Origin of the sequence: Pigmentiphaga sp. NML080357 (assembly GCF_002188465.1) — a bacterium.
GTDB lineage: Bacteria > Pseudomonadota > Gammaproteobacteria > Burkholderiales > Burkholderiaceae_B > Pigmentiphaga.
Map to the genome: position 1 here is coordinate 56224 of NZ_NINW01000041.1, position 22127 is coordinate 78350.

General features: G+C 68.5%; 16 protein-coding genes. 12 read left to right on the top strand and 4 right to left on the bottom strand.

The features are described from left to right. Positions 1-23: 23 nt before the first annotated feature. The 6 genes from CDO44_RS18915 to CDO44_RS18940 all read left to right on the top strand — a co-directional run bounded on the left by CDO44_RS18915 (position 24) and on the right by CDO44_RS18940 (position 13234). The gene (locus CDO44_RS18915) at positions 24-713 is read left to right on the top strand and encodes a metallophosphoesterase (RefSeq protein WP_087781843.1); all 690 of its coding nucleotides are present in this window, start codon (positions 24-26) and stop codon (positions 711-713) included. Next, the gene (putA, locus tag CDO44_RS18920; RefSeq protein ID WP_087781844.1) at positions 703-4443 is read left to right on the top strand and encodes a trifunctional transcriptional regulator/proline dehydrogenase/L-glutamate gamma-semialdehyde dehydrogenase; all 3741 of its coding nucleotides are present in this window, start codon (positions 703-705) and stop codon (positions 4441-4443) included. Before CDO44_RS18915 ends, putA begins: the two co-directional genes overlap by 11 nt. Positions 4444-4868: 425 nt before the next feature. Further along, entirely contained in the window at positions 4869-8396 is a 3528-nt protein-coding gene (locus CDO44_RS18925; protein WP_087781845.1) for an indolepyruvate ferredoxin oxidoreductase family protein, read from the top strand. Positions 8397-8432: 36 nt separating this feature from the next. After that, positions 8433-9608 (top strand): isovaleryl-CoA dehydrogenase, encoded by a 1176-nt coding sequence (locus tag CDO44_RS18930; protein WP_198951393.1) that lies wholly within the window; start codon positions 8433-8435, stop codon positions 9606-9608. Between the two features lie 23 nt (positions 9609-9631). Next, positions 9632-11242 carry a carboxyl transferase domain-containing protein gene (locus CDO44_RS18935; RefSeq protein WP_087781846.1) on the top strand — a complete coding sequence of 537 codons (1611 nt, stop codon included), beginning with the start codon at positions 9632-9634 and terminating at the stop codon, positions 11240-11242. 9 nt (positions 11243-11251) lie between these two features. Next, positions 11252-13234, top strand: a complete 1983-nt coding sequence (locus tag CDO44_RS18940) for an acetyl/propionyl/methylcrotonyl-CoA carboxylase subunit alpha (RefSeq protein ID WP_087781847.1) — start codon at positions 11252-11254, stop codon at positions 13232-13234. Between the two features lie 45 nt (positions 13235-13279). Here CDO44_RS18940 and nhaA read toward each other — a convergent pair whose 3' ends face one another. Further along, positions 13280-14653, bottom strand: a complete 1374-nt coding sequence (nhaA, locus tag CDO44_RS18945; RefSeq protein WP_198951394.1) for a Na+/H+ antiporter NhaA — start codon at positions 14651-14653, stop codon at positions 13280-13282. 150 nt (positions 14654-14803) lie between these two features. Between nhaA and CDO44_RS18950 the strand changes: the two genes are divergently transcribed. The 4 genes from CDO44_RS18950 (at position 14804) to CDO44_RS18965 (ending at position 18534) form a co-directional block, all read left to right on the top strand. Next, a complete protein-coding gene (locus CDO44_RS18950) occupies positions 14804-15808 on the top strand; it encodes an NAD(P)-dependent alcohol dehydrogenase (RefSeq protein ID WP_087781848.1) in 1005 nt (334 codons plus the stop codon). A 54-nt stretch (positions 15809-15862) separates the two neighbouring features. Continuing rightward, the gene (locus tag CDO44_RS18955; RefSeq protein WP_087781849.1) at positions 15863-16756 is read left to right on the top strand and encodes an arginase family protein; all 894 of its coding nucleotides are present in this window, start codon (positions 15863-15865) and stop codon (positions 16754-16756) included. Positions 16757-16911: 155 nt separating this feature from the next. Next, positions 16912-17622, top strand: a complete 711-nt coding sequence (locus tag CDO44_RS18960; RefSeq protein ID WP_087781850.1) for a glutathione S-transferase — start codon at positions 16912-16914, stop codon at positions 17620-17622. Between the two features lie 57 nt (positions 17623-17679). Then, positions 17680-18534 carry a peptidoglycan DD-metalloendopeptidase family protein gene (locus CDO44_RS18965; protein WP_198951395.1) on the top strand — a complete coding sequence of 285 codons (855 nt, stop codon included), beginning with the start codon at positions 17680-17682 and terminating at the stop codon, positions 18532-18534. 30 nt (positions 18535-18564) lie between these two features. Here the strand turns inward: CDO44_RS18965 and CDO44_RS18970 are convergent, their stop codons facing one another. Further along, positions 18565-18969, bottom strand: a complete 405-nt coding sequence (locus CDO44_RS18970; protein ID WP_087781851.1) for a DUF4168 domain-containing protein — start codon at positions 18967-18969, stop codon at positions 18565-18567. Between the two features lie 269 nt (positions 18970-19238). Beyond that, positions 19239-20804 carry an MDR family MFS transporter gene (locus CDO44_RS18975; protein WP_144389554.1) on the bottom strand — a complete coding sequence of 522 codons (1566 nt, stop codon included), beginning with the start codon at positions 20802-20804 and terminating at the stop codon, positions 19239-19241. A 135-nt stretch (positions 20805-20939) separates the two neighbouring features. On the opposite strand from CDO44_RS18975, the gene CDO44_RS18980 reads away from it, so the two are divergent. Further along, positions 20940-21392 carry a DUF2501 domain-containing protein gene (locus CDO44_RS18980; RefSeq protein ID WP_087781853.1) on the top strand — a complete coding sequence of 151 codons (453 nt, stop codon included), beginning with the start codon at positions 20940-20942 and terminating at the stop codon, positions 21390-21392. A 22-nt stretch (positions 21393-21414) separates the two neighbouring features. Next, complete coding sequence (locus CDO44_RS18985) at positions 21415-21738, top strand: hypothetical protein (protein WP_087781854.1); 324 nt, start codon at positions 21415-21417, stop codon at positions 21736-21738. A 20-nt stretch (positions 21739-21758) separates the two neighbouring features. Here CDO44_RS18985 and CDO44_RS18990 read toward each other — a convergent pair whose 3' ends face one another. Continuing rightward, entirely contained in the window at positions 21759-22097 is a 339-nt protein-coding gene (locus CDO44_RS18990) for a VOC family protein (protein ID WP_233146268.1), read from the bottom strand. Positions 22098-22127: the final 30 nt, after the last annotated feature.

Here is a 22127-nt window from a genome sequence, read left to right on the forward strand (position 1 = left end):
TCGGGTCTCGAACCACCTTGCCCATGCCCGCTCTTCTCGCCCGCTATGAACGCAATGAACGCGGCCGCGATTTCGCGGTTGGAGACATCCATGGCCATTTCACGCGCCTGCAGGCGGCGCTGGACCGTATAGGCTTCGACCCCGGCGTCGACCGGCTCTTCAGCGTTGGCGACCTGGTCGACCGCGGGCCGGAGTGCGAGCAAGCTCTGATATGGCTTGCGCAGCCGTGGTTCCATGCCGTCCGCGGCAACCACGAAGACATCGCCATGCGCTATGCCAAGGGCAACCCGGTGGACGTGGGCAGCTACATCGCCAATGGCGGGGAATGGTTCGTGACGCTGGACCCCGCGCGGCGGCCCAGCTTTGCGCAAGCCTTCAGCCAGCTGCCGCTGGCGATCGAGGTCCAGACCGATGCCGGGCCGGTAGGGATCGTGCATGCGGACTGCCCCGTGCGCGACTGGAGCCGTCTGGGCATCGCGCTGCGCCTGCGGCGCGCGGCGCGAGACCGCGCGATGTGGACGCGCGAGCGGCTGCAGCGGGAAGACGCCAGCGGCGTCGCCGGCCTGCGGGCCCTGGTGGTAGGCCACACGCCGGTTGCCGAACCCGTGGTCCTGGGCAACGTGTTCCATATCGATACCGGCGGCTGGATGCCGGGCGGACGCTTCACGCTTCTGGACCTCGATACGCTGGAGGTGGCAACCGATGCTTCCTGAATCCACGCCCGGGCCTTTCGAGGATTTCATCCGCCAGGCCGCGCCGCAATCGGGCTCGCGCGCCGCCATCACGGCCGACTACCGGCGCGCCGAGCAGGACATGGTGGCGGTGCTCCTGGACGAGATCGATACCTCCCGCGACGCGTCCCCGGCCATGGACCTCGCCTATCGGCTCGCATCGGCCCTGCGCCGCCGCGGCGACGCGCCGGCGGCCGGCGGCCTGGCACAGATGCTGTTGCAGGAATTCTCGCTCTCGTCCGAGGAAGGCATCGCGCTGATGTGCCTGGCCGAGTCCATCCTGCGCATACCGGATGCCGCCACGCGGGACGCGCTCATCCGCGACAAGATCGGCAAGGGGCGCTGGGCGGCCCACCTGGGACACAGCTCCTCGCTGTTCGTCAATGCCGCGGTCTGGGGTCTCCTGATCACCGGCCGGCTGTATGCGGCGCAACAGGGCTCGGGCCTGCAGGCCGCGCTGGCGGGACTCATCGAGAAAGGCGGGGAGCCCCTGGTGCGGCGCGCGGTGGATGCGGCCATGCGCATGCTGGGCGAGCAGTTCGTCGCCGGCCGCAGCATCGACCAGGCGCTGGACCGCGCCCGCGGGCAGGAAGAACAAGGCTACACCCACTCGTACGACATGCTGGGCGAAGCGGCCGTGACCGACGCCGATGCCCAGCGCTACATGCAGGCGTACGAGCACGCCATCCATCGCATCGGCCAGGCCTCGCGCGGCAAGACGCCCTACGACGGACCCGGCATCTCGATCAAGCTGTCCGCACTGCATCCCCGCTATGCACGCAGCCAGCGGGAACGGGTACTGGACGAAATGTATCCTCGCCTGCTCGCGCTGGCCCGGAGCGCGCGGGGTTACGACATGGGCCTGAACATCGACGCCGAAGAAGCCGCGCGCCTGGATCTTTCGCTGGACCTGCTGGAGCGGCTCTGCGCCGATGCCGGACTGGCCGGCTGGCATGGCCTGGGCTTCGTGGTGCAGGCCTACCAGAAACGCAGCCTGCGCGTCGTCGACCATCTCGTTGCCCTGGCCCGCGCCAGCGGGCACCGGCTCATGGTCCGCCTGGTCAAGGGTGCGTACTGGGACAGCGAAATCAAGCTCGCCCAGGTCCAGGGCCTGGACGACTATCCGGTCTATACCCGCAAGCCGCATACCGACATCGCCTATCTCGCGTGCGCGCGCAAGCTGCTGGCCGCATCCGACGCCGTGTTTCCGCAGTTCGCCACCCACAATGCCCACACCCTGGCGACGATCTACCACCTCGCGGATCCCGGGAGCTTCCGCCCTGGCCAATACGAGTTCCAATGCCTGCATGGCATGGGCGAACCGCTCTACGAGCAGGTCGTCGGCGCTCCTTCGGATGGCGGGCTGGGCCGCCCCTGCCGCATCTACGCGCCGGTCGGTCCGCACGACACGCTGCTGGCCTACCTGGTGCGGCGGCTGCTTGAAAACGGCGCCAACACCTCCTTCGTTCACCGGATCGCCGACCGCGAGATCCCGCTCGAGGTCGTGCTCCAGGACCCGCTGGCGTCCGTGCGCGACATCGGCGCAAGCGGCGGCGACATCGGCACCCCGAATCCGCGCATACCGCTTCCGCGCGATCTCTACGGCGCGGAACGCGCAAATTCGCGAGGACTGGACTGGTCCAGCGAAGCCGTCCTGCTGCAGCTCTCGCACCGGTTGGCGGGTGCCGGATCGCGAACCGCTGTCGCTCGCCCCATGCTGGACGACGACGTCGCACCCGCATCGCGCCGCGAAGTCCGCAATCCGGCCCATCGCGCCGACGTGGTGGGCCACGTGCAGGAAGCCTCGCCTGCCGACGTCGATGGCGCCCTCGACCGCGCCGCCCATGCATCCCGGCTGTGGCAAGGCACCGCCCCTTCCGAGCGTGCGGCCATCCTGGAACGGGCGGCCACGCGTATCGAGGACGACAGCGCAGCCTGGATGGCGCTGCTGGTGCGCGAAGCCGGCAAGACCCTGCCCAATGCCTCGGGCGAAGTCCGCGAGACCGTCGACTTCCTCCGGTACTACGCGGCCGGGATACGCGCCGGCTTGGACCATGCCTCGCATCGCCCCCTGGGCATCGTCGCCTGCATCAGCCCCTGGAATTTCCCGCTGTCCATTTTTACCGGACAGGTCGCGGCGGCGCTCGCCGCGGGCAACGCGGTTCTGGCCAAGCCGGCGGAACAGACGCCGTTGATCGCGGCCCGCGCCGTGCAAGCCTTGCGGGACGCCGGCGTTCCGCCCGGCGCACTGCAATTGCTGCCCGGACGCGGCGAAACCGTCGGGGCCCGGCTGGTGGCCGATCCCAGGGTGCAGGGCGTCCTGTTCACCGGCTCGGTGGCGGTGGCTCGCGGCATCCGCGCCGCGCTGTCGGAGCGCCTGGGCAGCGACGGACGGTCCGTACCGTTCGTGGCGGAAACGGGAGGCCTGAACGCCATGGTCGTCGATTCGTCGGCGCTGGCGGAACAAGTAGTGGCCGACGTGCTGGAATCCGCCTTCGACAGCGCCGGCCAGCGCTGCTCCGCGCTACGGCTGCTCTGCGTCCAGGAAGACATTGCCGACCGTGTGCTCGCCATGCTGCGCGGCGCCATGAACGAATATCGCATTGGCCGGCCCGACCGCCTCGCCACCGATGCGGGTCCCGTTATCGACGACGAGGCCCGCGACGACATCGAGCGCTACATAGCCGGCATGCAGGCGGCCGGCCGCCCTGTCTTCCGGGCCTGCCGCATGGACGCGGCGGAATGCCGGCACGGCAGCTTCGTCGTGCCGGCGCTGATTGAACTGGATCGGCCGGAAGCGCTGCGCCGCGAAGTGTTCGGGCCTGTCCTGCACGTGGTGCGGTTTCCGGCGCGCCAGCTCGACAGCCTGCTGGACCGGATCAATGCGCTCGGCTATGGCCTGACGCTCGGCCTGCACACGCGCATCGACGAAACCGTCGCGCTGGTCGTGGAACGGGCGCGGGTGGGCAATATCTACGTGAACCGCAACATGGTGGGCGCGGTCGTGGGGGTACAACCGTTCGGCGGCGAGGGGCGCTCGGGAACCGGTCCCAAGGCGGGCGGCCCTCTCTACCTGCTGCGCCTCCTGTCCACGGCGCCACGGGATGCGGCCTTGCGCGCCATGGCCCGCCGTCCCCCGGCGCCCGCATGGCTACGTCCGCCATCGGGGCATCCCGCCTTGCCGGCTCTGCAGGCCTGGGCGCGGGAGCGCGGCATGGGGGAACTGGCAGCCCGCTGCGAGGTGTTCGCGGCTCAAGCGGCCGGGCTGTCCGCAATCGCGCTTCCCGGCCCCACCGGCCAGCTCGATGTGTATGCGCTACGCCCGCGCGAGGCGATATTGTGCGTGGCGGACGAAGCTCCCGACATGCTGGTGCAGCTGGCCGCCGTCCTCGCCACCGGCGCGTCGGCGCTCTGGCCCTCCAATCACCAGGCGGCCGCCTTGCACGCGTCGCTGCCCGCGCCAGTCGCGCAGCGGATCGCCGTGGTGGATCCCGCGTCGGCCTCGTTCGACGCGGCGTTGGTGCATGCGGTGGGCAACCGGCTACGTTCGGTGATGCGCCAGCTCGCCCGGCGCGAAGGCGCGATCGTGCCGGTCGTGGACCTCGCGCCCGGCGATGCGGACGTCCCGCTGGAACGCCTGCTCGTGGAACGCGCCATCAGCATCAATACTGCCGCGGCGGGCGGTAATGCGAGCCTGCTGGCATCGGAATGACCGGCAAAGGCGCCCGCTGCGGGGGGCCCCATCCGATAACGAAAAGAAACGAACCGAAAATCTGCCGGCGTGGTATGTTGTAATCGTCACGCACCTTCCATCCCGCGGTCGATTGCCGCCTAGGAGGAGGAAAGCGGGACCCGGGCCGTCGCGGGACGCAACGCGCCGACGGGTCGCGCCGACCGAAGGTATGCATACGAAGGCTCCAACAGCCCAGGCCCGTCCCGGCCCGTCTTACCGGGCCCCGCGGCCCCTTACTCGCCCATTCCACGCCCTCCCCCCGCGGCAGTTCCCCCGACGCTCAGCTTTACCCCTCTTCGCTGCTTCCCGGCCGGTCTACCCGACTCGGCCTTCACGGCGCCTTGCGACGCGGACCTGCGTCGCGCCTACCCCTTGCGCGCCTCACTTCAGACTGCGAGTGCATCATGAGCGCACATCCCATCGATACCGCCGTCACCCTGGACGACAAATACACGCGGCCGCGCGGCCGCGTGTACATGACCGGCACCCAGGCGCTGGTGCGCCTGATGCTGGCGCAAAAGCAGCGCGATGAAGCGGCCGGGCTGAACACGGGCGGCTTCGTCTCCGGCTACCGGGGCTCGCCGCTCGGGTCGGTCGACCTGGAAATGTGGAAGGCGGCCCCGCACCTGGAGTCCCACCGGATCAAGTTCGTGCCCGGACTGAACGAAGAACTGGCCGCGACCTCGGTTTGGGGCACGCAGATGGTCAGCCTCGACCCGAAGGCGACGGTCGACGGCGTATTCGCCCTCTGGTATGGCAAGGGACCGGGCGTAGACCGCTGCGGCGACGTCTTCAAGCACGGCAACATCGCCGGCTGCTCCAGGCACGGAGGCGTCGTGCTGGTGGCGGGCGACGACCATGCCTGCAAGTCCTCCACGCTGCCCCACCAAAGCGAGCACGCTTTCATCGCCGCCATGATCCCGGTCCTGAATCCGGCCGGGGTGCGCGAATTGATCGAGTTCGGCCTGCACGGCTACGCGATGTCGCGCTACTCGGGCTGCTGGATCGGCCTGAAGGTGGTCAGCGACACCGTGGAGTCGTCCACCTCCATGGACATCGATCCCATGGCTGTCGAGATACGCGTGCCCGACACCTATCCGATTCCCGACGGCGGGTTCCACATCCGCTGGCCGGACCCGCCACTGGAACAAGAGAACCGGCTGCAGCGCGAGCGCCTGTATGCGCTGCTGGAATACGTGCGGCAGAACGGGCTGAACCGCCAGGACTGGGAGGCGCCCGGCGCCAGGCTCGGCATCGTGACCACCGGCAAGAGCTATCTCGACGTGCGCGAGGCACTGTCCATGATGGGCATAGACGAGGCCGCGGCCCGGGACATGGGGCTGCGCCTCCTGAAGATAGGCGTTTCCTGGCCGCTCGAACCGGAATGCATCTGCGAATTCGCCGAAGGGCTGGACGAAATCCTCGTGGTCGAGGAAAAGCGCCAGATCATCGAATACCAGATCAAGGAGCACCTGTACAACGCCGCCATCGCCGCGCGGCCGCGAGTGGTCGGCAAGTATGACGAAACGGGCGAATGGGTGCACGTCCCGCACGACGGCATCCTGCTCTCGCCCAACGGCGAACTGACGCCGGCGGCCATCGCCGGCGTCATCGCCTCGCGCATCGCCAAGGTCATCGGCGCCGAGGCCCTCGGGCCGAGCGCCCGGCCGTATCTCGCCGCCCGCAAGCCGGCGGAGGGCTTCACCCGTCCCGCTCAGGGGACGCCGCAACGCCTGCCCTATTTCTGCTCGGGCTGTCCGCACAACACTTCCACCAAGGTGCCCGAAGGCTCGCGCGCGGTGGCCGGCATAGGTTGCCACTACATGGCACAGTGGATGAACCGCCGGACCGAAACGTTCACACAGATGGGCGGCGAAGGCGCGACCTGGATCGGCCAGGCCTTCTTCACGGATACGCCGCATATCTTCGCCAATCTGGGCGACGGCACCTATTCCCACTCGGGGTCGCTGGCGATCCGGGCCGCGGTGGCCGCCGGCGTCAATATCACCTACAAAATCCTCGTCAACGACGCGGTGGCCATGACCGGCGGACAACCGGTGGAAGGCGCGCCCACGGTCCCGCAGATACTGCAGCAGATGGTTGCCGAGGGCGTGCCCCACCTCCGCCTGGTCGGCGACGATCCCGACGCGCTGGCCGAGCTGCCCGGACTGCCGGCGGGCATCGCCATCAGCCATCGCGACAAAATGGACGATATCCAGCGCGAATTGCGGAACAAGCCCGGCGTGTCGGTCATCGTCTACGTGCAGACCTGCGCCGCGGAAAAGCGCCGTCGGCGCAAGCGCGGCAAGCTCGCCGACCCGCCGCGCCGGGTCGTCATCAACGAAGAAGTCTGCGAGGGCTGCGGCGACTGCGGCGTACAGTCCAACTGCGTGTCGATCCAGCCGCTCGAAACGCCGCTGGGCCGCAAGCGCACCATAGACCAGAGCTCGTGCAACAAGGATTACTCGTGCCTGAAAGGCTTTTGCCCCAGCTTCGTCACGGTCGAGGGGGGGCGCCTGCGCAAGCCCGCCAGAAGCGCCGCGCCGCTGCCTACCGGCCTTCCGGCGCCGCGGATACCGGGACTGCATGAACCCTGCAACATCGCCATCACAGGCGTGGGCGGCACGGGCGTCATCACGATAGGCGCGCTGATGGGCATTGCCGCGCACCTCGAGGGCAAGGGCGTGGTGGTGCTCGACATGGCCGGGCTCGCGCAGAAAGGCGGGGCCGTCATGTCGCACGTCAGGCTGGCCGCCACGCCCTCGGCCCTGCACGCCACTCGCGTGCCGGCGGGCCGGGCCGATCTCATCCTCGGATGCGACCTGATGGTGGCCGCTTCGCTCGACGCTCTCGACATGATGTCGCCGGTGCGGACCCGGGCGGTGATCAACGCGGACGTAGCCCCCACCGGCGCGTTCACCCAGGATCCGGACTGGGCGATTTCGCCGCAGGCGATGCTGGAACAGGTCCAAGGGGCGACTCGCCACCTGGAGTCCCTCCAGGCCGGCGCCCTGGCGACCGCGCTGATGGGCGACTCCATCGCCACCAACGTCTTCATGCTGGGCTACGCGTGGCAGAAGAGCTGGATCCCCCTGGAGGAAAGCTCGCTGATGCGCGCCATCGAACTCAACGGCGCGGCGGTCGAGATGAACAAGGCCGCCTTCGCGTGGGGCCGCCAGGCCGCGCTCGACCCGGCGGCGGTCGCGGTGGCGGCAGGCCTGCGCCAATCCGGCACGGTGGTGATGATGCCGCCACGCACCCACTCGCTGGACGCGCTGCTCGCCGACAGGACGGCGCGCCTGACAAGCTATCAGCACGCGGCGTACGCCCGCCGCTACGAAGCCTTCGTGCGCGAAATCGCCGCCCAGGAAGCGGCGCGCACCGGCGGCACCCGCTTCGCGCGCGAAGTCGCCATCAGCCTCTACAAGCTGATGGCCTACAAGGACGAGTACGAAGTCGCCCGCCTGTTCGTCGGCACGGGATTCTTCGACCGCCTCGCCCGCCAATTCGAAGGCGGCTACAGCCTGCGTTTCCATCTCGCCCCGCCGCTGTTCGCCCGGCGCGACGCCCACGGCCACCTGATGAAAAAGGCGTACGGCCCCTGGATGCGTCATGCCTACGCGGTGCTGGCCAAGGCCAGGTTCCTGCGCGGCACGCCTTTCGATCCCTTCGGCTACACGGCCGAGCGGCGCGCGGAACGGGCGGCCATTCCCGACTATCAGGCGTCGATGCGGCGGGTGGCGGCCAAGCTCGCGCCTGAACGCCTGGAGACGGCGCTCGAACTGGCTCGCCTGCCGCAGGAGGTCCGGGGCTACGGACATGTGAAGGCCGAACAGGCGAGGCAAGCCGAGCTGCGTCGGCGGCAATTGCTCGCGCGCCTGGAAGCCGAGCCTGACACGCGGAACCGGCCGGCCCCGCATGAAGCGGCCTGACCGGGCAAAGAACGAAAAACGACTGAGGAGGCTCGCATGGCACGCTTGAACGGACCGGACTTCGGCCTGAACGACACGGTGGACATGCTGCGCGAGATCGTGCGCGGCTTCGCGGCCGGCGAGATCGCACCGCGCGCGGCGGCCATCGACCGCGACAACGAGTTTCCCGCCGACCTGTGGAAGAAAATGGGAGACCTGGGCCTGCACGGGCTGACCGTGGCGGACGAGTACGGCGGGACCGCGCTGGGCTATCTCGCCCATATCGTCGCCATGGAAGAGATCTCGCGCGCGTCGGCGGCCGTCGGCCTTTCCTACGGCGCGCATTCCAACCTGTGCGTGAACCAGCTGCACCGGCACGGCACGGCCGGCCAGAAAGCCCGCTACCTGCCCAAGCTCGTGGCGGGCGAACACGTCGGCGCCCTGGCGATGAGCGAACCCGGCGCGGGGTCGGACGTGGTAAGCATGCGGCTGCGCGCCGACAAGCGCGGCGACCGCTACGTGCTCAACGGCTCGAAGATGTGGATCACCAACGGCGGCGATGCCGACACGCTGATCGTCTATGCCAAGACCGCCCCCGAGGAGGGCGCGCGCGGCATTACGGCCTTCATCGTCGAAAAGGGCTTCGCCGGACTGAGCTTCGGCGCCAAGCTCGACAAGCTGGGCATGCGGGGCTCCAACACCTATCCCGTGTTCTTCGACCACTGCGAGGTTCCGGAGGAAAACGTCCTGGGCGGCGTAGGCGACGGCGTGCGGGTCCTGATGAGCGGGCTGGACTACGAGCGAGCCGTGCTGGCCGGCGGGCCGCTGGGCATCATGGCCGCCTGCATGGACGCCGTGCTCCCCTACCTGCACGAGCGCAAGCAGTTCGGACAAAGCATAGGGGAGTTCCAGCTCATGCAGGGCAAGGTGGCCGACATGTACACCGCCTGGCAGGCGTGCCGGGCCTATGTCTACGCGGTGGGACGCACGTGCGACGGCCCCGGTCCGGGCCGCGCGCTGCGAAAGGACGCCGCGGGCGCCATCCTGTACGCGGCCGAGAAGGCAACCTGGATGGCGGGCGAAGCCATCCAGGCCCTGGGCGGCAACGGCTACATCAACGACTATCCGACGGGGCGCCTGTGGCGCGACGCCAAGCTCTACGAAATAGGCGCCGGCACGAGCGAGATCCGGCGCATGCTAATCGGCCGGGAGCTGTTTGCCGAATCTCGTTGATCCTTCCAGGGGAGCCACACGCCATGCACGATGCTCTGCCAAGCAGGATCGATACGCGCAGCGCCGAATTCCAGGCCAATGCCGCCGCCATGAAAACGCTGGTTGCCGACCTCCGGGCCAAGGCCGCGCAAGTGTCCCTCGGGGGCGGCGAGGCGGCGCGCGCCCGGCATACCGCCCGCGGCAAGCTCCTGCCGCGCGATCGGGTACGGCAGCTGCTCGACCCGGGCTCGCCGTTCCTGGAAATCGGCCAGCTGGCGGCGTGGGACATGTACGAGGGCGAGGCGCCCTCGGCAGGGCTGATCGCGGGCATAGGCAGGGTGCACGGCGTCGCCTGCATGGTGGTGGCCAACGATGCCACCGTAAAAGGCGGCACCTACTACCCCATGACGGTAAAGAAACACCTGCGCGCGCAGGAGATCGCCGAGGCCAACCGCCTGCCCTGCATCTACCTGGTGGACTCGGGCGGCGCCTTCCTGCCCAGGCAGGACGACGTGTTTCCCGACCGCGACCATTTCGGGCGCATTTTCTACAACCAGGCAAACATGTCCGCGCAGGGTATCGCGCAGATCGCGGTCGTCATGGGTTCGTGCACGGCCGGCGGCGCCTACGTGCCGGCCATGAGCGACGAAACCGTCATCGTCAGGAACCAGGGCACGGTCTTCCTCGGGGGTCCGCCGCTGGTGAAGGCCGCCACCGGGGAGGAAGTGAGCGCCGAGGACCTCGGCGGCGGCGACGTGCATACGCGCATCTCGGGCGTGGCCGATCATCTTGCCGAGAACGACGCCCACGCGTTGCACCTGGCGCGCCGCATCGTCGCCAACCTGAACCGGCCTCCGCCGGCGCTGCCGGCCTCGGACGGCATCGAGGAGCCACGCTACGATCCCGCGGAAATCCATGGCATCGTCCCGCAGGACACGCGCAAGCCCTACGACGTGCGCGAGATCGTCGCCCGGCTGGTGGACGGATCTCGTTTCGACGAATTCAAGGCCCGCTACGGGCCGACCCTGGTGACCGGCTTCGCCCGCCTCTACGGCATGCCGGTCGGCATCCTCGCCAACAACGGCATCCTGTTCTCGGAATCGGCGCTCAAGGGGGCGCATTTCATCGAGCTTTGCGCGCAGCGTTCCATCCCCCTGCTCTTCCTGCAGAACATCAGCGGCTTCATGGTCGGGCGCAAGTACGAAAACGGCGGCATCGCCAAGGACGGCGCCAAGCTGGTGACCGCCGTGGCCACCGCCCGGGTGCCCAAGCTCACGGTGGTCACGGGCGGCAGCTTCGGCGCCGGCAACTACGGCATGTGCGGCCGGGCCTATTCGCCGCGCTTTCTGTGGATGTGGCCCAATGCCCGCATCAGCGTGATGGGAGGCGAGCAGGCCGCCTCGGTCCTGGCCACCGTGCGGCGCGACGCGCTGCAGGCCCGCGGCGAGTCGTGGAGCGAGGCCGACGAGGCCGCGTTCAAGGAGCCGATACTGCGGCAATACGAGACCCAGGGCCATCCCTACTACGCCACCGCGCGGCTCTGGGACGACGGCGTGATCGACCCGGCACAGACGAGGCGCGTGCTGGGCCTGTCGCTGTCGGTGGCGCTGAACGCGCCCGTTGCGCCGACGCGCTTCGGCCTGTTCCGCATGTAGAGGCTGTCCATGTTCGAGAAGATATTGATCGCCAACCGTGGAGAAATCGCCTGCCGCGTCATCCGCACCGCGCGCGCCCTGGGCATATGGGCGGTGGCCGTGCACTCGGATGCCGACCGCGATGCCCGGCATGTGCGCATGGCGGACCAGGCAGTGGCCATCGGCACGGACGCGGCACGCCGCCCGTATCTCGATATCGGCGCGATCCTCGACGCCGCGCGGCGGACCGGCGCCCAGGCCATCCATCCCGGATATGGCTTCCTGTCGGAGAACGCGGAATTTGCCGATGCCTGCGCACGATCGGGCATCGCATTCATCGGGCCGCCCGCCGAAGCGATACGCGCCATGGGCAGCAAGGACGCGGCCAAGGCGATGATGGAGCGGGCCGGCGTCCCCGTCACGCCCGGCTACCATGGCGCGGACCAGGACGCCGCCCTGCTCGCCGAGCAGGCGGCGCGCATCGGCTATCCGGTGCTGATCAAGGCGAGCGCGGGCGGCGGCGGCAAAGGCATGCGCCGGGTCGACCGGCCCGCCGATTTCGCGGGCGCGCTTGCCTCCTGCCGGCGCGAGGCCGCGGCCGCCTTCGGCGACGATCGCGTGCTGGTGGAAAAATACATCGAACGGCCGCGCCACATCGAATTCCAGGTCTTCGGTGACAGCCACGGCAACTACGTCCACCTGTTCGAACGCGATTGCTCGGTACAGCGGCGCCACCAGAAAATCCTGGAGGAAGCGCCCGCCCCCGGCATGACGGCGCAGCGGCGGGCCAGCATGGGCCATGCCGCGGTGGAAGCCGCGCGCGCGGTCGGCTATGTCGGCGCCGGCACCGTGGAATTCATCGTCCGCCCCGACGGCGAGTTCTATTTCATGGAGATGAACACACGGCTCCAGGTCGAGCATCCGGTGACGGAAATGATCACCGGGCTGGACCTGGTCGAATGGCAGTTGCGCATCGCCGCCGGCCAGGCGCTGCCCTTGCCGCAGGAAGCCATCCCGCTGCGCGGGCATGCGCTGGAAGCACGCATCTACGCAGAGGATCCGGACAAGGACTTCCTTCCCTCGACCGGCATGCTGCGCCGCCTGGCCGAACCTCGCACCGGCCCCGATGTCCGCGTGGACTCGGGCGTCGAGCAAGGCGACGCCATCACGCCGCACTACGATCCCATGATCGCCAAGCTCATCGTGCGGGGCGACGACCGCCCGCAGGCGCTGGCGCGCATGCGCCAGGCGCTTGCCCAATACCGCATCGCGGGCGTGGCCAACAACGTCGACTTTCTCTCGCGCCTCGTCGCCACGCCCGCTTTTGCGCAGGGCGATATCGACACCGGCCTCATCGAGCGCGAAGCGGCACTGCTCTTCGCCCCCCGCCAGCCGCCGGAAGAAGCATGGCTGGCCGTGGCGCTGGCCGAAGTCCTGCGCGCCCGCGCCGCGGCCTCCCCGCTTCGTCGTTCGCCGTGGGAGCCGCACGATGGCTGGCGGCTGAACGGTCCGGCCGAGCGCCGGATGCGCCTGCGCCATGGCGGCTCCGAGCGGGCGGTACTCGTGCGTACCGCGGAAGCGGGCTATGAACTGGAGCTCGATGGCAGGACGATAGCCGCACGCGGCGAACTCGATTCCCAAGGAGAACTATCCGCGACGCTCGGCGCGGATACGTTCCGCACCACGGTGCTGGCCGAGGGCAGCGACCGCCTGGTGTTCCTGGCGGGGCGGACGTGGCGCCTGGCCGATGCCGAGTCGCTGCCAGGCTGGACGGGCGGCGACGAAGCCCCGGGTGGACTGAGCGCGCCCATGCCCGGCAAGGTCCTCGCCGTCCTTGCCGAGCCCGGCCGTCTGGTGGAACCCGGCCAGCCCCTGCTGATCCTGGAAGCAATGAAGATGGAACACGCAGTCGCCGCGCCCCGGCGCGGCAAGGTGGTGGCCTTCCGCGTGGCACCGGGCGACCTCGTGGCCGAAGGCGACGAACTCGTGGATTTCGAGACGGAACCTGCGTAACCCGTCCGGCCGGGCAGGCAAGACCGCGCCCTTCCGGCGCGGGTCTCAAGCGGACGCGGCGGGTCCGGGGGCCGTGCGGCGCCGCCGGACCCGCGCGGCGTAAAGCCTGCCGGCCGCCAAGCCGATCACGGCGGCAACGGAAGAAGCCAGCAATACCCCGAGCTTGGCGGCCCCCAGCATGTTGGAATCGTCGAATGCCAGCGTCGCAATGAAAATCGACATCGTGAAGCCGATGCCGGCCAGGCAGCCGACCAGCAGCACGCCGGTCCACGACATCCCGGGCGGCAAGCTGCCCCAGCCCAGGCGCACCGCGAGCCAGCTCGCCGCCATCACCCCGAGAGGCTTGCCGATGACCAGCGCCACCGACACGCCGAGCATCACCGTCATCGAACCCGGCTGGCCGAGATCCACGCCATCGAGGCTCACGCCCGCGTTCGCCAGCGCGAAAAGCGGCATCACTCCATAGGCTACCCAGGGATGCAGGGCCATCTGCACCCGCGTAACCGGAGGAATGAGTTCGCGCTGCGCCCAGCGCAACTCGCGCACCTGCCCGGCAATGCGATGGGCGTCCGCGGTGCCGGACCGACCCAGGAAGTCCGCGGCCCTGCGCAGCATCTCCAGCGGCGATTCGTGGCTGCGCGTGGGCAGGACGGGCGTCATCAGGCCCAGCACCACGCCCGCGAGGGTCGGATGCGCGCCGGTCTTGAGCAGGCCGATCCACAGCACCGCGCCGGGCAGCACGTAGGCATAGGCGGAACCGGCGCCTACCCATTGCAGGCCCAGCACCAGCAGGATGCCGGCGGCCGCCACGGCCAGCCCGCTGTAGTCGAGTCCGCCCGAGTAGAAGGCCGCGATGATCAATACGGCCACGATATCGTCGATGATGGCGAGCGCAAGCAGGAAGATCCGCACATTGCCGGGTATGGACTTGCCGAGCAAGGCCAGCACGCCCACGGCGAACGCGATGTCGGTAGCCGTGGGAACCGCCCACCCGTGGCTCTGCGGCGCCTGCCCGTTCAGCGCAAGGTAGATCAGGGCGGGCACCGCCACGCCGCCCAGCGCCGCGGCCAGCGGCAACGCGGCCTGGCGCAGGCCGGCGAGGGCGCCCTCGTGGATCTCGCGCCGTATCTCCATGCCGACGACCAGGAAGAACACCGTCATCAGCGCGTCATTGATCCAGAAATGGAGCGATTGCGAGACGACGGCATCGCCGATGCCAAAGGTCAACGGCGCATGCCAGAAGGCGTGGTAGCTGGCGGCGAACGGGGAATTCGCCCAGACCAGGGCGGCCGCGGCCGCCACCAGCAGCACGATGCCGCTGACGGCTTCGATGTGGAGGAAGCGTTCGAGGGTGAGCAGGGCCTTGGCGGCCAGATCTTGTGCGCGCGGCACGGGCCGGCGGGGAACATGTCGGTTCATGGAAATATCCAGTCAATACCCGCATCGGCGGCCCGACCGATGCCATGAACCTGTTCCGGGCATGTACAGCCGGAACACCCGGCGCTATTTTATACGACTGGCTGCCTCATACGACTGGCTGCCGCAACGGATCGAAAAGGAGGCCCGATCATGAAAGCCGTCAAGCTCGCCGCGCCCGGAGGACTCGATCATCTCCATCTGGCCAACCTGCCCGACCCGGGCGCGCCCGGTCCCGGGGAAATCCGCGTGCGCCTGCACGCCAGCTCGCTCAATTACCACGACTACCTCGTCGCCCAGCGCACGGATGCGAAGTATTTCGGCCGCATCCCGATGGCCGATGGCGCCGGAGAGGTCGAGGCGATCGGCCCCGACGTGGACGAATTCGCCGTCGGCGATGCCGTGGTCTCCACCTTCTTTCCCCACTGGCTGGACGGTGAGGCCCAGGTCGGCAATTTCTCTACCGTCCCGGGCGACGGGGTGGACGGCTACGCGCGCGAATGCGTCGTGCGCCCCGCCCACTGGTTCACGCGGGCGCCGAAGAACCTCGATCACGCCGAGGCCGCAACCCTCACCACCGCCGGCCTGACGGCATGGCGGGCGCTCGTCTGCGACGGCCGGCTCAAGGCCGGCGACACCGTGCTGGCGCTGGGCACCGGGGGTGTCTCGATATTCGCGCTGCAACTGGCCAAGGCCATGGGCGCGGCGGTCATCGTCACGTCGTCGTCCGACGAGAAGCTGGAGCGGGCACGCGCACTGGGCGCCGATCACACCATCAACTACAAGGCTGACCCGCAATGGGGCGACACGGTCCGCAGGCTCACGGGCGGGGGCGTCGACCACGTGATCGAGGTGGGCGGCCCCGCCACCTTGGCTCAATCCATCAAGGCCGTCCGCATTGCCGGCCACATCTCGCTCATCGGCGTACTGACCGGCGGCAGCGGCGACATCCCCACCGCTGCGCTCATGGCCAAGCAGGCGCGGCTGCAGGGGCTCATCGTGGGCAGCCGGCGCCAGCAGCAGGACATGGTGCGCGCCATCGAGGCCATTGGGTTGCGCCCCGTCATCGACAAGCGCTTCGGCCTGGACCAGCTCGCCGATGCGTTCCGCTATGAAGCGTCGCAAGCGCACTTCGGCAAGATCTGCCTGCAGTTCTAGATCGTGAATCCGTAAGCGCGAACGGCCGGGAAACAGCCACTGACGGAGGCGCCCATGCCGACTCTTCCCTATGCCATTCTCGAGGCCCCTTCTACGCTGGGCTTGGCGACGGACGGCGTAGAGCACTTGCCCGGCCGGCTCCTGGGCCTCGGTCTTGCGGAGCGCATCCGTGCGCGCCGCGCTGGGCGGCTGGCGGTCCCCCCCAAGCACCCCGTCCCCGATCCCCAGACCGGCGTCCTGAATTCCCAGGCAATTGCGGCGTGGTCGCCCAAGCTTGCCGACGCCGTGGAAACGATGCTTGACGCGGGCGAATTTCCGGTTGTACTGGGGGGCGATTGCACGATCGTGCTGGGCTCGATGCTCGCGTTCCGGCGGCGCGGCCGCTATGGCCTGCTCTTCATCGACGGCAACGCCGATTTCTTCCAGCCCGAGGCGGAGCCCAACGGCGAGGGCGCCTCGATGGACCTTGCCCTGGTCACCGGCTACGGCCCGCCGCACCTGACCGACATTGAAGGCCGCTGCCCCCTGGTCCGTCCCGAAGATGCCGTCGCGTTCGCGTATCGCGATCATGAGGACCAGGAGGAGTACGGGAGCCAGCCGCTCCCCAAAGACCTCAAGGCGATCGACCTTCCCGCCGTGCGCGCGATGGGCATCGAGGTCGCGGCGCGCGCGGCGGTCGACCACCTGACGCGAAAGGAACTGGACGGTTTCTTCATCCATCTCGACGCCGATTGCCTCGACGACGCCATCATGCCGGCTGTCGACTTCCGCGTGCCGGGCGGGTTGTCGTGGGCCGAGCTTGGGGCCGTGCTCCGGGTTGCCTTGGCGAGCGGCAAGGCAGCCGGCATCGAGATCACTATCTACAATCCGCGCCTTGACGAGGACGGCGGCGCCGGACGCGGCCTGGCCGACGTGCTGGCCACAGCGCTCGGAACGGCAGCGCCATGAACACGGCGGGCAAAGCCCGCTTTCCGGCGCGGCCGGACGTATTCCGAAAGGCACATCATGAGCCGGCATGCGCCGCTTGCACTTTGTTTCAGTCACGCCTTGCGCCCGCCGCCCGCCGGCGGAAGATACGGAGAAAGCGTTGCCAAGGAGCGAGCATGACCTACGAGTTCTGGTACTGGAACGGCATACCCGGACGCGGCGAGTTCGTCCGCCTGGCCCTGGAAGCAGGCGGCATCCCCTACCGGGAGTGCGCGCGCGAGCAGGGCGTGGAGACCTCCGACCTGGTGGCCGACATGACGGCGGACCGCCCTCATCCGCCCTTTGCGCCGCCCTATCTCGTCGCCGGCGACATGACCATATCGCAGACCGCCAACATCCTCCTCTTCCTGGGAGAACGCCACGGCCTCGCCCCGGCCGACCTGGCTGGGCGGCTATGGGTCAACCAGATCCAGCTCACCATCGCCGACATGGTGGCCGAGGCCCACGACGTGCATCATCCGATCGCCTCGGAGCTCTACTACGAAGAGCAGAAGACCGAAGCCCGGCGGCGGGCCGAGCATTTCCGCGAACATCGCATGCCGAAGTTCCTGGGCTATTTCGAACGCGTGCTGTCCCGGCCGGGCGGCTGGATCGCGGACGGCGGGCGCTGGACCTACGCCGACCTCTCCCTCTATCACCTGGTCGATGGCCTGCTCTACGCCTTCCCCAAGCGCATGTCGACGCTGGCGCGCGATTATCCGCAGGTCATGGCGCTGCATGAGCGCGTAAGCAATCTGCCCGAACTGCAAGCGTATCTGACGAGCGGCCGCCGCCTTCCATGGGGCGACGGCATATTCCGCCACTACCAGGAACTCGATGGCAACTAGCGGCGTTTGCCCGACCGGCACGACAGCGGGTACCCTTGGGCATCGCCTTTGGTCCGCATGTCCATGCCATTCTTCGCCTCCCGCCTGCTGCTCGCCGCCACCGCGCTGGCCGTCCTGCCCGCGCACGCCGAAAGCTTCATCCGCCGCCTGCTCGACAAACCGGTCCCGGGCGGCGTCGCGGTCGTTCCCCTGGGGGACGCCCCGACCGCACCCGTAGTGACCTATCGCGACCGCAGGACGATGGTGCTGCGCGAGGATGCCGGCGAGTGGATCGCCGTCGTCGGCATTCCGCTCGACGCCCAGCCGGGGATCCAGCAGATCTCGGTACAGGGGGAAGGCGGATCGCGCGCGCTGGATTTCCAGGTGCGGGACAAGACCTACGCGGCGCAGCACATCAAGCTCAAGAACAAGCGGCAGGTCAATCCCGATCCGGCGGACCTGGCCCGCATCGAAAAGGAAATGGCCGAGCAGGTCGCCGCCTACCGGACGTTCGGGGCCCACGGACCGAGCAACGTCATGTTTGACCGCCCGGTGAACGGGGGACGCCTCTCCAGCCCCTTCGGCCTGCGCCGGTTCTTCAACGGCGAGGCGCGCAACCCCCATTCCGGCCTGGACTTCGCCGTCCCCGCAGGAACGCCGGTCAGGGCGCCGGCCGCCGGGAAAGTAATACTGGTGGGAGATTATTTCTTCAACGGCAAGACGGTCTTCCTCGACCACGGACAGGGGCTCATCAGCATGTTCTGCCACCTGTCGGCGATCGACGTGCAGCCGGGCCAGGAAGTCGCGCGCGGCGGCGCCGTAGGACGCGTGGGCGCCACCGGACGCGCGACGGGCCCTCACCTGCACTGGAATGTGAGCTTGAACGACGTCCGGGTCGACCCCGCGATATTCATCGGCGCGTTCAAGCCCTGAAGGGCCGCACGGGCGGCCCCCGCGCGGCCGCTATTTGGCCATGTCGCGGGCGCGCTGCGCGAGACCCGGATTCTGTTCCACCGCCTGGCCGATACCGTTGAACTCGTCCACGGTCAGGCCTTCCGCGTGCACCGCGTCGACCATCTTCTCGTCGGCTTCCTTGTGCACCTGCTGCTGGGCGGCGGAATCCGGCGCCGCATGCAGCTTGGGCGTGTACTCCTGCGAGATCATCGCGACCTTTTGCGCGGCACTGACGAACTTGCGCAGTTGATCGTCGGAAACGCCCTGCGTGGGCAGGGGCTGCGACGGAGCGACGCCTTGTGAAGGGGCCGGCGCGGGGGCAGGCGCGGGCGCCTGCCCGGCCGGCTGGGCCAGGGCAGCCGACGCCATTGCGATCAGGCAGGCCCCCAGGGCCGGGACATATGCTCGTTTCATGGCACTCTCCAATTGGGTTCCTAGTACCCCCATGGTGCCAAAGCCTGGGAATCCGCAGGTTGCGGTGTGTATGCGTGGAAGGCGGCCGTGGCCTCACACCCCGTTACATGCCGCGCCTGGGCGGCTTGCCGGCCACGCGCGGACGAGCCGGTACGCGGCGCGGCATGCGGGTGCGCGCGGCGCGAGGCCCGCAATTCCCATGGCGGCCAGCCGGCGGCGGGTGCCGCGCCACCGCTTACATTTGGTGGCGTATGGCCGGCAGGCCGCCGCTAATGCATGCCTGCCGACGCATCCTTGGCTGCGGGACGGCTCGTGCGGCCGATGGAGGTCGCGGGGATCCAGGCCGTTGCCGCCATGACCAGGAGCGAAATGGCCAGTACCGCCCAGAACGTCAGGTGCAGGGAATGCTGCATCGCCTGCTGGATGGCGGGGCTCGCGCCCGCCGCGGACTCCAGCGCGCCCTTCAGTTGTTCCGAAGTGATGGGCGTATCCACCATCGCGCGGGCCAATCCGAAATTGAACACGGCGCCCAACGCGGTCGCGCCTATCGTGCTGCCCAGATTGCGCGCGAAGATGTTCGAGGCCGTAGCGCTCCCGCGCTCGGAGACGTCGACGATCTCCTGGATGAGCACTAGCGAGCACACGCCCATGAACCCCATGCCGAGGCCGACCACCAGCGACCCGGCGCCGGCCAGCACCGGCGAGTTGTCCGGCGCGAGCAGCAGGAACGCACAGGCGCCCAGCGGAACCAGGATACTGCCGGCGATCATCATGGTGCGCAGACCATAGCGGGGAAAGACCTTGGCGGCCACCGTGGAACCGACAGGCCAGCCCACCATGATCATGGTCAGCGCCAGACCCGCCACCACGGGCGTGCGATGCTGCACGCCCTGCACGTACATGGGCAGGAACGTCGTCAATCCCATGATGACCATGCTGCCCAGCAACATGGCGGCATTGGCCGCGGCGACCGGCCGCCTTCCCCACAGCGCGAACGACACCATGGGGTCCGCCGCCCGCCGCTCCTGCAGGACGAACAGGACGAGGAGGACGACGAAGGCGCCCAACGCGATCCAGGCCCGGGTCGCCTGCCCATCGCCCGCATCGGTCAATGCGATCATCAGCGCGGCCACGGCGGCGGTAAAGAGCGCGGCGCCCGGCACGTCGATGGACATCGGGCGCCGCTCGCGATGCTCATGGAGGAAGAACACGAATCCGGCAGTGGCGAGCAGGGCCAGCGGCAGGTTCATCCAGAATATCCACGACCACGAGAACTGGTGGATGATCAAGGCCCCGAGCATGGGCCCGAGGACCCCGGATATCGCCCAAACGCTGGCGAGATAGCCCTGTATCTTGCCGCGCTCTTGCACCGGATACAGGTCTGCGACGATGGTCATGCCCACCGGCTGTATCGCGCCGGCGCCGATGCCCTGGATCAGCCGGAACACGATCATCGAAGGCATGGACCAGGCAAAGCCGGCCAGGACCGATCCCAGCAGGAACACGGCGATGCCGGCCAGCATCATGGGCTTGCGGCCGTAGATATCGGACAGCTTGCCGAACACCACCGTCATCGCGGTCTGGGTCAGCAGGAACGAGGCAAATACCCAGCTGTAGAGCTTCAGTCCCCCGAGATCGGCCGCGATCTGCGGCATGGCGGTGGCGACGATGGTCGCCTCGATGGCGATCATGAACATCGAAGCCATCACCGACGCGATGACCAGGGGACGCGAAGAACGTGTAACGGAGGAAGACACGATGGGAATCCGTGCGGGTGGAAGGGGACAGGGCACAACCTGGCGAGTGTAGAGCACCGGGGGATATCCCGGAAACATGCGGAGTCAGGCGTTTGTCAGGAAACCGGGCGCCGCGCTTGGTCGGCGTCATCATCCTGGTATACGCTTGGGCGGCACGCACTGCGCACGGGCCACGCCCGCATCGTAACGTTCCACCGCGCCAAGGAGATACGCATGTCGATCACCAAGCCCCATTTCGCCGCACTGGCCCTGAGCCTGTTCATCGGCATCCCGGCCGCCCAGGCCCAGCTCCTGGATTCCGTCAAAGGCGCGCTGGGCGGCGGCCAGCAGTCGGGCGGCGGGGAAGGTTCGCTGCTCGGCGGACTGGGCGGCGCGTCGCTGCCCTCGCTGGGATCGGTGGGCACCGGCAACATCGCGGGCGTCCTGGGCTATTGCGCCAAGAACAATTACCTGGGCGGCGGCGCCGCATCGGTCAAGGACAAATTGCTGGGCAAGCTTGGCGGAGAACGGCAAGCCAGCGCGGACCCCGGCTACCAGGAGGGCCTCAGCGGCATCCTGGGCGGCAACAGTGGCAAGAAGGTGGAACTCGGCGGCGGCGGGCTCAAGCAGCAGATCACCGAAAAGGTCTGCGACCAGGTCCTGGAGTATGGGCAATCGCTGCTTTGAAGACGCGAACAAAGGAGCCGCTATGCGACATCACGACGCCAGCAAGTTGACGCAACGGTGGAACGCGCCCCCGGGCAGTCCTCCTCCTGCCCCGCTACTCGTGGAGGATTCGCTACCCGACGCCGAGAACAGGATCGGCACCCAGGCGAGCCTGCGCAGCGCCGCCGATCCGGCCGTGCTGGTCTACGCCACCTTGCGCGAACGGGTTTCTCTCGAATTCACCGCGGAGATCACGGGTTTCAGCAACGGCGCTTCGCAATTCGACGGGATGGCGATAGGCGACAGCATCTCGTTCGACGAAAGCTACGTCGTCCGGTTCGGTGCGGACAGCCCCGGCAACGCCTAGCGAGCGGCCCCCGGGGCGCCTCAGGGCACGTGGCAGACCGCTTCGATGTTGTATCCGTCCGGGTCCAGCACGAAAGCGGCGTAGTAGTCGGCGTGGTAGCGCGGCCGCAGGCCCGGGGGGCCGTTGCTGCGGCCGCCCGCCGCGAGCGCCGCGCGGTAGAAGGCATCCACTTCGTCGCGGCTGGCGGCGCGAAAGGCGACATGGGACGGCGGGTCGAGCACCTTGCCCAGCGCGATGAAAAAATCGCCGGCCGGATCCTCGCCCACCACTCTGGCCTTGTGTCCGAACACCGCCATGTCGGATTCCCGTTTCCTGGCCTCGTATCCCAATGGCGCGAGCGCCTCGAGATAGAAAGCCATGCTGCGATCGAAGTCAGCGCTGGTGCGCGA

Bases quoted from the DNA above. Each gene is read 5' to 3' on its own strand.
- CDO44_RS18915 (WP_087781843.1), top strand. From the start codon at position 24: ATGCCCGCTCTTCTCGCCCGCTATGAACGCAATGAACGCGGCCGCGAT.
- putA (WP_087781844.1), top strand. From the start codon at position 703: ATGCTTCCTGAATCCACGCCCGGGCCTTTCGAGGATTTCATCCGCCAG.
- CDO44_RS18925 (WP_087781845.1), top strand. From the start codon at position 4,869: ATGAGCGCACATCCCATCGATACCGCCGTCACCCTGGACGACAAATAC.
- CDO44_RS18930 (WP_198951393.1), top strand. From the start codon at position 8,433: ATGGCACGCTTGAACGGACCGGACTTCGGCCTGAACGACACGGTGGAC.
- CDO44_RS18935 (WP_087781846.1), top strand. From the start codon at position 9,632: ATGCACGATGCTCTGCCAAGCAGGATCGATACGCGCAGCGCCGAATTC.
- CDO44_RS18940 (WP_087781847.1), top strand. From the start codon at position 11,252: ATGTTCGAGAAGATATTGATCGCCAACCGTGGAGAAATCGCCTGCCGC.
- nhaA (WP_198951394.1), bottom strand. From the start codon at position 14,653: ATGAACCGACATGTTCCCCGCCGGCCCGTGCCGCGCGCACAAGATCTG.
- CDO44_RS18950 (WP_087781848.1), top strand. From the start codon at position 14,804: ATGAAAGCCGTCAAGCTCGCCGCGCCCGGAGGACTCGATCATCTCCAT.
- CDO44_RS18955 (WP_087781849.1), top strand. From the start codon at position 15,863: ATGCCGACTCTTCCCTATGCCATTCTCGAGGCCCCTTCTACGCTGGGC.
- CDO44_RS18960 (WP_087781850.1), top strand. From the start codon at position 16,912: ATGACCTACGAGTTCTGGTACTGGAACGGCATACCCGGACGCGGCGAG.
- CDO44_RS18965 (WP_198951395.1), top strand. From the start codon at position 17,680: ATGTCCATGCCATTCTTCGCCTCCCGCCTGCTGCTCGCCGCCACCGCG.
- CDO44_RS18970 (WP_087781851.1), bottom strand. From the start codon at position 18,969: ATGAAACGAGCATATGTCCCGGCCCTGGGGGCCTGCCTGATCGCAATG.
- CDO44_RS18975 (WP_144389554.1), bottom strand. From the start codon at position 20,804: ATGTTTCCGGGATATCCCCCGGTGCTCTACACTCGCCAGGTTGTGCCC.
- CDO44_RS18980 (WP_087781853.1), top strand. From the start codon at position 20,940: ATGTCGATCACCAAGCCCCATTTCGCCGCACTGGCCCTGAGCCTGTTC.
- CDO44_RS18985 (WP_087781854.1), top strand. From the start codon at position 21,415: ATGCGACATCACGACGCCAGCAAGTTGACGCAACGGTGGAACGCGCCC.
- CDO44_RS18990 (WP_233146268.1), bottom strand. From the start codon at position 22,097: ATGGCTTTCTATCTCGAGGCGCTCGCGCCATTGGGATACGAGGCCAGG.